The 12,122-nt window shown below is 69.1% G+C and carries 7 protein-coding genes; 3 read left to right on the top strand and 4 right to left on the bottom strand.

From position 1 onward, the window contains the following. Nucleotides 1-3: 3 nt before the first annotated feature. The 4 genes from pstC to FFG40_RS01080 all read right to left on the bottom strand — a co-directional run bounded on the left by pstC (nucleotide 4) and on the right by FFG40_RS01080 (nucleotide 5,720). Entirely contained in the window at nucleotides 4-954 is a 951-nt protein-coding gene (gene pstC / locus FFG40_RS01095) for a phosphate ABC transporter permease subunit PstC (protein WP_027466629.1), read from the bottom strand. A gap of 143 nt (nucleotides 955-1,097) precedes the next feature. Further along, nucleotides 1,098-2,204: a phosphate ABC transporter substrate-binding protein PstS gene (locus FFG40_RS01090; protein ID WP_071245762.1), complete on the bottom strand. Its 1,107-nt coding sequence runs from the start codon at nucleotides 2,202-2,204 to the stop codon at nucleotides 1,098-1,100. A 406-nt stretch (nucleotides 2,205-2,610) separates the two neighbouring features. Beyond that, complete coding sequence (locus FFG40_RS01085) at nucleotides 2,611-3,558, bottom strand: NUDIX domain-containing protein (RefSeq protein WP_138801978.1); 948 nt, start codon at nucleotides 3,556-3,558, stop codon at nucleotides 2,611-2,613. Then, nucleotides 3,555-5,720 carry an RNA degradosome polyphosphate kinase gene (locus FFG40_RS01080; protein ID WP_027466626.1) on the bottom strand — a complete coding sequence of 722 codons (2,166 nt, stop codon included), beginning with the start codon at nucleotides 5,718-5,720 and terminating at the stop codon, nucleotides 3,555-3,557. The genes FFG40_RS01085 and FFG40_RS01080 overlap by 4 nt, the downstream gene beginning before the upstream one ends. 207 nt (nucleotides 5,721-5,927) lie before the next feature. On the opposite strand from FFG40_RS01080, the gene FFG40_RS01075 reads away from it, so the two are divergent. The 3 genes from FFG40_RS01075 (at nucleotide 5,928) to FFG40_RS01065 (ending at nucleotide 12,070) form a co-directional block, all read left to right on the top strand. Next, nucleotides 5,928-6,209 (top strand): hypothetical protein, encoded by a 282-nt coding sequence (locus FFG40_RS01075; protein ID WP_027466625.1) that lies wholly within the window; start codon nucleotides 5,928-5,930, stop codon nucleotides 6,207-6,209. Between the two features lie 117 nt (nucleotides 6,210-6,326). Further along, nucleotides 6,327-11,747, top strand: a complete 5,421-nt coding sequence (locus FFG40_RS01070) for a DUF6531 domain-containing protein (RefSeq protein WP_138801977.1) — start codon at nucleotides 6,327-6,329, stop codon at nucleotides 11,745-11,747. A gap of 83 nt (nucleotides 11,748-11,830) precedes the next feature. Continuing rightward, nucleotides 11,831-12,070, top strand: a complete 240-nt coding sequence (locus FFG40_RS01065) for a hypothetical protein (RefSeq protein WP_138801976.1) — start codon at nucleotides 11,831-11,833, stop codon at nucleotides 12,068-12,070. The last annotated feature ends 52 nt before the right edge of the window (nucleotides 12,071-12,122 follow it).

Raw genomic sequence — 12,122 nt, 5'->3', positions numbered from 1 at the left:
CTCTCAGCTGACTCGGCTGCGGACGATGTACCGCGCGAGCATGTTGATGACCAGGGTGATGACGAAGAGGATCAGACCCGACGCGATGAGCGCGTTGAGTGCCGTGCCCGAGGCCTCGGCGAACTGCAGGGCGATGTTCGCGGCGATCGTCGAGGGGTTCTGCGACGTCAGCATCTGGAACGTGACGTTCGTCGAGACCGACAGCACCAGCGCGATCGCCATCGTCTCGCCGAGTGCACGGCCGAGGCCGAGCATGATCGCGGAGACGATGCCGGACTTCGCGAACGGCAGGACCGACAGGCGGATCATCTCCCAGCGGGTCGCGCCGAGGGCCAGGGCCGCTTCCTCGTTGAGGGTCGGGGCCTGCAGGAAGATCTCACGCATGACCGCGGTCATGATCGGGATCGCCATGACGGCGAGGACGATCGACGCCGTCAGGATCGTGCGGCCGGTGCCGGACACCTGCCCGGAGAACAGCGGGAACCAGCCGACGTACTCGTTCAGGAACACGTAGAACGGCTTCACCAGGGGCGCCAGCACGGCGATGCCCCAGAGGCCGTAGACGACCGACGGCACGGCGGCCAGCAGGTCGATCACGTAGCCGAGGACCGGCGCGAGTCGACGCGGCGCGAAGTGCGAGATGAAGAGGGCGATCCCGAGGGACAGCGGCACGGCGATCACGAGCGCGATGAGCGCGGACCATACGGTGCCGAAGACCAGGGGGCCGACGAAGTCCCAGAAGTTCGTGGCCTTGCCAGGCAGCTCGCCGACCTTGGCGGAGAAGGCCGGGATGCTCTGCCACACGAGGAACGCGGCGACGAGCACGAGCACGAAGAGGATGAGGCCGCCGGCGATGACCGACGCGGCGGAGAAGACGCGGTCGCCGACACGGACGACGGCCTTCGGCTTGATCGGGGTGACGGTGGCCCCTGGCTGGGCCGGTGCGGTCGTCATGGGGTACTCCTGTCGGAGGAACGCCGGGGGAGGCGACGGGTTCTGGGGTGGTTGTGCGGTGTCCGTCCGGGTGCGGTCCTGGACGGCTGAGTGCCCGGACGCCGGTCGTGTGGGTGGACCGGCGTCCGGGCGCTCAAGGGGCCTTACTTGATGGACGCGACCGCGTCCTTGGCCTTCGACGCGAGGTCGGAGGAGAGGGCGGCCGACTTGGCCTCCTTGGCAGCGGCGTCCTGAGCGGCGCTCGAGACGACGTAGTCGAGGTAGCCCTTCACGAGCTCGGCCTTGTCGGCGTCCTTGTACTCCTGGCACGCGATGGCGTAAGAGACGAGGACCAGCGGCCAGGCACCGTCAGCGGTGTCCTTGCGGTCGATGTCGATCGCGAGGTCGTTGTCCTCGCGGCCGGTCGCGATCTTCGAGTCGGCGACGACCTGCGCGGCACCGTCGGCCGAGATCTCGGTCGCCTTGTCGCCGACCATCAGCTTCGCGCGGTCGAGGTCGCCCGCACCGGAGTCGTCGATGTAGGTGATGGCGTTGGTGGCGTTGCCCATCGCGGAGGCGACACCGGAGGTGCCCTTCGCGCTGTCACCGACCGAGTACGGGAAGGTCTGGCTGGGCTCTTCGGTCCAGACGTCAGAAGCGTTCGCGGAGACGTACTCCGAGAAGTTCTGCGTGGTGCCCGAGTCGTCCGAGCGGTGCACGACCGTGATGTTCGCGTCCGGCAGCTTCGCGTCCTTGTTCAGGCCGGCGATCTCCGAGTCGTTCCACTTGGTGATCTTGCCCGAGAAGATCCCCGCGATGGCCTTCGCGTCGAGGGTCAGGTCGCTGACGCCGTCGACCTTGTACGCGATCGCGATCGGGGAGATGTAGACGGGGATGTCGATGCCCTTGGTGTCCGCCTTGCAGGACTCGAACTTGCCCGAGAGCTCCTCGTCCTTCAGCGCGGCGTCGGAGCCGGCGAAGTCCGCGGCACCCGACATGAAGTTCTCGCGGCCGGCGCCGGAGCCGTCCGGCGTGTAGTTGACGGTGACGCCCGAGGCTTCGTTCTGGAAACCGGCGGCCCAGGTGGCCTGCGCGGTCTGCTGTGCGGACGAGCCCGAGCCGGTCAGGGTGCCGGAGAGCTTCGAGTAGTCGCTGCCGCTGGTGGAGGAGGACTCGGTGCTGCCCGCGTCCTCGTTTGCCGCGCACGAGGAGAGCACGACTGCGCCGGCGATCGCGATTGCTGCGATCGAACCGATTCGCTTGATGTTCACAGGGGTCCCTTCGGGAATGGAATGCAGTGGGACCACTGCGGTCCCTGGGCCGGTGCCGACCCGGGAGCGACTGTAGGGACGCGAGGTGACCGCAATCACCCCCGCTGGTGAACGGGAGGTGAACGAGGGGTTGTCCGCGTCGGGGCGGCGTGCGCCGCACCCGCGCAGGGAGCAGGATCGGGGGCACTGTGCGCTCGTTTGGAAGATGCGCACGCATGATCGCGGACGAGCGGTCGGGAGGCCCGGATCGCGTTCCCGGGCGCGGCGCGGCCCCGTCCTGTGGCCGGGTGCCGGGCGCGTCGGCAGCCGTGCGGCGACGCTGCGGTCCGCCGACGCTGCCGTCCGCCAGCGCTGCGGTCGGGCGGCGCTGCGGGCAGCCGGACCGCTGCGGTCCGCCGGTGGCGGGCTACGCCGGGATCGTGTTGCGGTGCGTCTCGACCGCGACGAGCGTGTCCCCGGCGATGTGCATGACGGAGAAGTCCCCGACCGACAGCATCGCGGCGCGGCGCAGGTCGAAGCGGCCGGACTCGTCGGCGGTCGCGGTGGCGATCCGGGCGATGATGTCGGGCAGCACCGGGCCGTGCGAGCACAACACGGCGGTCTTGCCCTTGTCGAGCCGGCGCCGGACGACGCCCTTGACGTCGGCGGCTCCGCGGTCGTGGGCGTCCTGGCTGAGGTCCGGGGTGCTCGAGACGCCGAGCTTCGTCGTGGCGGACAGCGGTTCGACGGTCGCGAGGCACCGCGCCGCCGTGCTGCTCACGATCTTCTTCGGGCCGAACGCCGCGACCGGTGCCGCGGCGGCCTTGGCCTGCGAGCGGCCGACGGGCAGCAGCGGACGGGTGGCGTCGGGGCCGTCCCAGTCCGAGCCGGGCACCGTCTTCGCGTGGCGCAGGGTGATCAGGGCGAACGTGCGGTGCTGTCCGGCGGCGGCGCGTTCGGCGAACCGGTCGAGGATCGCGACGTCCCGCTCGTACGTCAGACGGTTGCGGGCGTCGTCGATGGTGACCCACTCGAGCGCCGCGACCTCGTGGTTCGGCACGAAGGCGCCCGCGCGGGCGTACTCCTTGGCCGAGACCCGGGCCGCCCAGTAGTGCACGACCTTGTCGCGGCCGTTCGGCAGCACGTACTCGGCGGTGCCGAGCGGTGCGCCGAGGTGGACGCGGTACCCGGTCTCCTCGTCGATCTCGCGCACGGCGGTCGTCGGGACGGCCTCGCCCGGGTCCACCTTGCCCTTGGGCAGGGAGACGTCCTTGTGGTGGTCGCGGTGGATGAGCAGCACGAGGGGTGTGCCGTCCTGTTCGCGCCAGACGACCGCACCCGCAGCGACGACGGGACCCGAGGGACCGCCGCTCACCGAGTCGAGCGCTTCCGGGCCGAGATCTTCCGCATGGTCACATTCTGCACGTCCTCGAGCGGACGGCCCGCATCGTCGGTGGAGTGCCGCGTCCACTCGCCGTCGGACTCCAGGTGCCACGAGCTGGCGGTGTCGGCCATCGCCAGGTCGAACATCTCCTGGACCTCGTTGATGTGGTCCGGGGCGACCAGTCGCACGAGCGCCTCGACGCGGCGGTCGAGGTTGCGGTGCATCATGTCGGCGCTGCCGATGAACACCGCCGGGTCACCGTCGTTGTGGAACGCGAACGCGCGGGAGTGCTCGAGGTAGCGCCCCACGATGCTCCGCACGCGGATGGTGTCGCTGACGCCTTCCATGCCCGGCTTGAGCGAGCAGATGCCGCGCACCCACACGTCGATCGGCACCCCGGCCTGGCTCGCCAGGTAGAGCGCGTCGATGATCTGCTCGTCGACCATCGAGTTGACCTTGATCCGGATGCCCGAGGGCTTGCCGGCGCGGGCGTTGGCGGCCTCGGTCTGGATGCGCTTGAGCAGGCCCTTCCGCAGGTGCAGCGGTGCCACGAGCAGGCGCTTGAACTTCTTCTCGATGGCGTAGCCGGACAGCTCGTTGAACAGGCGGGTCAGGTCCTTGCCCACCGTGTCGTCCGAGGTGAAGAGCCCCATGTCCTCGTAGATGCGCGAGGTCTTCGGGTTGTAGTTGCCCGTGCCGATGTGGCTGTAGTGCTTGAGCGTCCCGCCCTCTTGCCGGATGACGAGCACCAGCTTCGAGTGCGTCTTCAGCCCGACCAGGCCGTAGACGACGTGCACGCCGGCCTTCTCCAGCTTCCGGGCCCAGGTGATGTTGTTCTGCTCGTCGAAGCGAGCTTTGATCTCGACCAGGGCGAGGACCTGCTTGCCGGCGGCCGCAGCGTCGATCAGCGCCTCGACGATGGGGCTGTCGCCGGAGGTGCGGTACAGGGTCTGCTTGATCGCCAGGACGTTCGGGTCGGCCGCGGCCTGCTCGAGGAACGCCTGCACGCTCGTGGCGAAGGACTCGTAGGGGTGGTGGACCAGGACGTCGTTCGCCTTGATCGCGCGGAACAGGTCGGGCTTCGTGTTCGGTTCACCCGGCTGGAACTGCACCGGGGTGGTCGGCACGTGCTTGGGGTAGTGCAGGTCGGGACGGTTGATCTTGGAGATCTCGAACAGCCCGCCGAGGTCGAGCGGCGACGGCAGCCGGAAGACCTCTTCCTCGGTGATGTCGAGTTCACGCACGAGCAGGTCGAGGGTCACCGGGTCCATGTCCTCGGTGATCTCGAGGCGGATCGGCGGACCGAACCGGCGGCGCAGGAGCTCGCGCTCGAGGGCCTGGATGAGGTTCTCGGCCTCGTCCTCCTCGATCTCGACGTCCTCGTTGCGGGTGACCCGGAACACGTGGTGCTCGAGGACCTCCATCCCTGGGAACAGGTCGTCGAGGTGGTTCGCGATGAGGTCTTCGAGCGGGATGAAGCGCATCCGGCCGGAGTTGTCGTCGGGGAGCTTGATGAAGCGGGAGAAGTTCTGCGGCACCTTGAGGCGCGCGAACTCCTGGCGCTGCGACTTCGGGTTGCGGACCCGCACCGCCAGGTTGAGCGAGAGCCCGGAGATGTAGGGGAACGGGTGCGCCGGGTCGACGGCCAGGGGCATGAGCACCGGGAAGATCTGCTCGTTGAAGTACTCCCGCATGCGCTGCCGGTCGGCTTCGTCGAGGTCGGACCAGTGCTCGATGTGGATGCCCGCGGCGTCGAGGTCGGGCTTGAGCGACCCGATGAAGGCCTGGGCGTGCCGGTCCTGCAGCTCGTGGGCCTTCTTCGCGATGTCACGCAGGACGTCGCTGGGGGCACGGCCGACGTTGGTCGGGACGGCGATGCCGGTGTCGATGCGGCGCTTGAGGCCGGCGACGCGGACCATGAAGAACTCGTCGAGGTTGGACGCGAAGATCGCCAGGAAGTTCGCCCGCTCCAGCAGGGGCTGCGTGCGGTCTTCACCCAGCTCGAGCACGCGCTGGTTGAACCGGAGCCAGCTGAGCTCGCGGTCGAAGTAGCGGTCCGTCGGCAGTGACTCGTGCTCGATCTCGATGACTTCGTCGAAGTCGTCGAGGTCGGGTGCGACGGATTCGCCGTCGAGCTGCGGTTCGGTGTCCATCCCCACATCCTGCCACCCGGCCCCTGCCACCGGAGGGGCCTCGGTGGACGCTGTGGAAACCGCCGGTGAACCGTTCGGATGTGGAGGAAGGATCACGATATACCGACGGTGACATCTGCCTGGGTTTGTGGGTATGGTGGGCCGTGTCAGAGCCTCCGGGGGGATTCCACTGCGCGGGGGTGCAGCTACGAATGAAAGAGGTTCATCATGTCGCGTGTCCTTTCGACCGAGCAGGCCAAGACCGCCATCCGTCAGGTCCAGTCGATCATCAACGGTGGTTTCACCGACCAGATCTCGCAGCTCGACGCTCAGGGCCGGATCCTTTCCGACTCGAACGTCTGGGACGGCCCGCTCGCGGCGACGTTCCGCGGGTCCACCTGGCCGGAGACCAAGGCTGCTCTGGACAAGGCGAAGACCGAGCTCGAGCAGCTCCGCACGCAGCTCGACAAGATCTCGCAGGACATCTTCACCGCAGGTGGCGGCGCGTAAGCACCGGCCTGTTCCCGCCCGGACCGTCGCACTCGCGGCGGTCCGGGCGTTCGCGGTCGGTGGGGCCGCTTCACCAGCACGATCAGCACGACCAGCACCGACCCTGGGGGGACGACCATGGCGAAGATCCACGCCAACACGGATTCGATCGAGTTCGACGATGCCACCGCGGATGCGCTCAAGAGCTCGCTGACCGCGTCGGCTGACGCGATCAGCGGACAGAAGGCATCGAGGCAGTCGTACGTGACGACCGCCTCCCAGGAGTTCCGCGGGCACTTCTCGCAGCTCTTCACGCAGAACGCGGGGACGGCATCGAGCGACGCCACCAACATCGTCGACGCCCTCGAGACCGTCGCCGGGTGGATCGACACCATGAAGGCCGCCGCCGCGGACGAGCGCGCGCGGCGCAAGACCGCCCGCGAGTGGCAGGAACGCGAGGACGGCCGCAACGGCTTCCAGGACTTCCTCAACGACACGGTCCACTACGACCCGATGCCGACCGTCGAGAACGAACCGGCGCCGAAGTTCGACCCGCCGGCCGTGACGACGAAGCCGCGTGAGACCCCGAACCCCGGAGCCGGCGGCGGTGGTGGCGGCGGCGGCACGTCGTCCGCCCGGCCCGCTGACCTCCGCTCGTTCGCGACCGGTTCCTCGGGGCTGAACCGCGCCCTCGACGGCAAGCCCGGGGCGCTCCGCGGCAAGCTCGCCGACTTCGCCACGAAGTGCTCGTGGGCGCACATCGACGCCGGCAGCGTCGTGACGGCGTTCGAGCAGTGGATCGCGGCGAACGACCAGGATGTCACGTGGGCCAACACCGTCGCCGACGCCTTCGCGGCGGCCGGCGGCGAGGGCGAGGTCTCGACCGTCGCGGACTCCGGGCTCGCAGCCGCGCTCGCCGCGGCCGGCGTCTCGCAGACCCGCACCGATCTGCAGTTCGAGCCGCCGACGGCCTACGGCGCCCAGCCCACCACCGGCTTCTCGATGGACCCGGTGAACACCACGACGGGCAACTTCCTCGAGCCGGAGCTCGACCTGGCGTTCACCGGTGCATCTGCGGCGCTGCAGGTGACCCGCATGTACAACTCCCTCGACCAGCACGTCGGGCTCTTCGGTCCGGGGTGGGCGTCGATCCTCGAGACCCGCCTGCTCCTCGACGACGAAGGCGCGTCGTTCGTCGGCGCCGACGGTCGTCAGGTCCGGTTCCCGCGCGACGGCGAGGGGTGGGCGCGCGGTGTCGGCGAGAACCGCTGGCTCGCGGCCGAGGGCGACCGGCTCGTCGTCCGCGACAACCAGGGTGAGCGCATCGATTTCTCGCCGTCCGGGCTGTGGCTCGGACAGCGCGGCGGTGCCGGCACCGCGGTCCGCGTCGAGCGGGACGCCGACGACGTCGTCGTGCGCCTGCTGCACGAGCGCGGGCGCTCGATCGACATCGACCACGTCGACGGCCGGGTGGCGGTGCTCCGCGCCTCCGACGGCCGCCGGGTCGAGTACGGGTACGACGAGCGCGGCCGACTCGTCTCGGTGACCGACGCCGTCGGCACCCGGACCTACGGCTGGAACGACGACGACCTCATCACGACGGTCACGAGTGCGGCCGGTGTCGTCGAGGTCGACAACACTTACGACGACCAGCGCCGCGTGGTCGAACAGATCAGCCCGCACGGCCGCACCGTGCGCTTCGCGTACCTGCCCGGTCGCGTCACGGTGGTGTCCGACCACGACGGCTCGCGGTCGAACTCCTACATCGCCGACGCCAAGGGGCGTCTGGTCGGGATCATCGACTCCGACGACCGACGCCAGTCGATGAGCTACGACCGGCACGGCAACCTGGTGTCGGCGACCGAGCGCGACGGGTCGGTGACCGTCCACGCGTACGACGACCGCGGCCGGAAGACCCGGACCGTCACGCCGTCCGGCGGCGACCTGACCTACGGGTACGACGACCAGGACCGCGTGACGACGGTCGTCACCGAGGCCGGTGCCGTCGTGAGCTACGAGTACGTGGGCGACGACCGCGACCCGTCGGTCATCGTCGACCCGGTCGGCGGCCGGACGGAGCTGACCTGGCAGGACGGCTCCCTCACCCATGTCGTCGACCCGACCGGCGTGGTCCTGACTCTTTCCTACGACGCGTTCGGTGAGCTCGTCTCGACCACCAACGCCGTCGGCGACACCGCTCGGATCGAGCGCGACGCCGCCGGTCACCCGGTCGCCGCGATCAGCCCCTCCGGCGCACGGAGCGAGTACCGCCACGACGCCGCCGGGCTCCTCGTCGAACGACGTGACGCCGACGGAGCGGTCTGGCGTTTCGAGTACGCCGCCGGAGCACGGATCGCTGCGATCACGGACCCGCTCGGAGCACGGACGACGCTCGAGTACGCCCCGAACGGCGAACTCGCGACCACGACCGACCCACTGGGTCGACGCGTCTCACGGACGTTCGACGACCAGGGGAACCTGGCGGAGCTCGCGTTGCCGGGCGGCGCGGTCTGGACGTTCGCGCACGACGCCTTGTCGCGCCTCCAGGCCGTCACCGACCCCGCCGGCGCGACCTGGCGTCGCGAGTACGACGTCGTCGGCGAGCTGACGGCGACCGTCGACCCGACGGGCGTCCGTCAGGAGTTCTCGGACGACGTCGCGACCGGCGTCGCGACGCTGCGCGACGCCTTCGACACCGCGACCGTCCGGTTCGACGAGTACGGCCGACCCGTCGAGTCCACGTCTGACGAGACCGGTTCCGAACTCATCACCTACGACGCCGCCGGTCGCCCCGTCGAACTCGTCGACGGCGAAGGCGGACTGACCCGACTCGAGCGCGACCTCGCCGGTCGCGTCGTCGCGTTGGTCGCCCCCTCGGGCGCGCGCTCCACGTACGAGTACGACGCCTGCGGGCGTCCCGCCGCAGCCACCGACGCCGCGGGGGCGCGGACGACGCTCACCTACGACGCGGACTCCCGTGTCGTGGCCCGGACCCTGCCCACCGGTGAGGTCGAGGAGATCACGTACGACGCAGTCGGGCGCGTGGTCACGCAGACGACTCCGGGTTCCGGCACCGCGCGGTTCCGCTACGACCAGGCCGGGAGGCTCGTCTCCAGCCACGACGCACGCTTCGGCCGTCGTCGGTTCCGCTACGATCCCGCCGGGCAGCTGATCCAGGTCGTCAACGGTCTCGACGGGGTCACCTCGTTCGAGTACGACGAGCGCGGGCGCCTGGTGACGATCACCGACCCTGCCGGCGGGACCACTCGACGGGAGTACGACGCCGCCGACCACGTGGTAGTTGTCACCGATCCGCTCGGACGGACGACCACGGCGGCCTACGACCCGGCCGGGCGCCAGATCCGCCAGACGGATCCCGACGGCCGCACCACCGAGTGGACGTACGACGCAGCCGGCCGCCAGCGGGCCGTGCTCGTCGACCGTGCGGTGCAGTCGGAGATCACCCGCGACACCGTCCACCGAACTGTCGTCGTGTCGGACCACACCCGTGGTGCAGGCCGGACGATCGAGCACGAGCTGCAGCACGACCGCCGTGGCCTGCTCGTCCGCCGAACCCGCGGCGACCAGTCCGTCGCGTGGGAGTACGACGCTGACGGCAACCGCACTGCACGGGTCGACCCGAACGGCACCCGAACCACCTACCGTCGCGATGCCGTCGGCCGTGTCGTCGAGGTGGACCGTGACGGCACCGCTGCCGGCGCGTTCACCTACGACGCCTCGGGTCGTATCGTCCAGGCGGCCACGGGCGACCTGGTGCAGTCGTGGTCGTACGAGGGAGGCGCCCTCTTCGCGCACACCTCGACCACGCTCGACGGTGCCACCAGCACGCGGATCGAGCGCGATGCCGACGCGCGGATCACCGCGGTCGACGGACCGTCCGGGGCGGTGTCGTACGAGTACGACGCCGCCGGGCAGCTCGTGCGCGCCGGGGACTCGACGTGGGCCTACGACGATGGTGGGCGACTCGTCGTCGAATCCGTCGGCGATGTCGAGACGCGCCACGAGTACGACGCTGCCGGACAGCTGGTCGCGACGACCACCGAGGCCGGCCGCACCGAGTACGTCCACGACGGTCTCGGCCGCCGCATCCGGCGGACAGCAGCCGATGGTTCGACCACCGAGTACGCATGGTCCGACCTGGGGTACCTCGCCGCCGTCGTCGACCGCGACGCTTCGTACGCCGAGACCGCTCGGCTCGACGTCTGGGTCGACGCGCTCGGTGAGCTCGCCGAGGTGGGTGGGGTCGCCGCGTGGTGGGACTCCGCCGCGGTCGTGCCGTCACTCATCAGCATCGCCGACACGTCGCTGCTCGACCTGCCGGGGGGTGTCACCGCGATCGGCGATGCCGTGACGCAGCCCGCCTGGCGCAGTGCTCGCGCGACCGATGCTGCGGACCCGTGGGCTGCGCTCGCTGCCGTCACCGACGTCGGGCTGCCCGCGGGGGTGTCCCTGACCGGCTCGGGTGGGGTGTCCGTCGCAGGGCTGGAGTGGCTCGGGGCCCGTGTGTACGACCCTGCGGCGCGGGGCTTCCTGTCGGTTGATCCGCTCGCGCCGATCCTGGGTGCCGCGTGGTCGGGGAACCCGTACTCGTACGCGGGCAACGACCCGTTGCAGGCCGTCGACCCGCTCGGGCTGCGGCCGGCGACCGATGCCGACATGCAGGCGTACCGGGATGCGAACCAGGGGTTCATCTCGTCGGCAGTGAACTGGACGAAGGACAACTGGGAGTACATCGTCGCGGGGGCGGCGATCGTGGCCGGGGTTGCGCTGATGTTCACCGGGGTGGGTGGTGTTGCAGGCTTGGCGCTGCTCGGAGCATCTGGTGCTCTGATGAGTGGCGGCATCTCGGTCGCGTCCCAGAAGGCGACGACCGGACGCGTCGACTGGGGGGAGGTCGGCAAGGAGACTGCGATCGGCGCTGTGACGGGCATGATCGGTGGCGGAACTGGCGCCGCGCTCACCCGGCGCCTCGGGTCAGGCATACTCAAGCGGGCGGCCGCCGGCGCCGGTTCCGGAGCGACTGAGGGAGGCGCGACAGGACTTGCGGACTATGCGACCTCGCCGGGGCCGCACACGGTAACCGGTGCGCTCGGGGCGATGGCTTCTTCCGCAGTCGTCGGCGCAGCTACAGGAGGTGCGACTGCTGGAGGGCCGAAGTGGCTCAACTTTGACGACACTAAGAAGTTCGCCGGATGGTCCTACCACATGGGTCACGTTGATGAGAGCACCGTGCTACACCGCTCGGGTGACATCGACGGCCGTCACACCGGGAACTGGTGGTCAACGGATGCGCCAACGAGCATCGAGAAGGTCCGGAGTGAGAAGGCGCTTCCAGAGACATGGCCGGACGGAAGCGCTTCAAACCAAAACTCCGGGTTTACGGCGCGATTCGACCAGAAGATGCCTGCGTATCGAGGATACGCAGCACCTCAGCGTGATTTGAACGGTTCTGTGTACCGCGGCGGGGGAAATCAGACATACGTTCCAGACGGATGGTCCCATGCCGATGTCATCAAGAGCTGGCCCTTGGCTCCGTAGAAGGATGGATGATGTCAAGAAAAAGTGATCGGCGCGACAGGGTAGTGACTCTAAGTCGACAAATGGCCGCATTCTTAGGGCGCATGGACATGCATTCAGCGCAATCCTTCTACCTGCGGCATGCCGACGCATTGTGTGCGGAAGAGACCATGCTTGGGCGGAGGCGTATCTATCGCACGATCTATTCAGCGGCGAATACGGGAGCAGGAGGGATGAGCGATCTCTACGTGACCAAACCAGACGGGACCGGCGATGTGCCTGCGACCAAGGCCTTTGAAGCTTGCCTCCACGCGCTGCTGAAGGAAACTCGTACGTTCCCGTGATGGTTTTGGCCCTACGTCGCTCCATGACGAGAGGTGTACTGATTGCGCGAGC

The organism is Curtobacterium sp. KBS0715 (assembly GCF_005938005.2).
In the GTDB taxonomy this organism is placed as follows: Bacteria; Actinomycetota; Actinomycetes; order Actinomycetales; family Microbacteriaceae; genus Curtobacterium; species Curtobacterium flaccumfaciens.
Note: the sequence above shows the minus strand (reverse complement) of the source record. Positions and strands in the feature narration are given on the sequence as shown.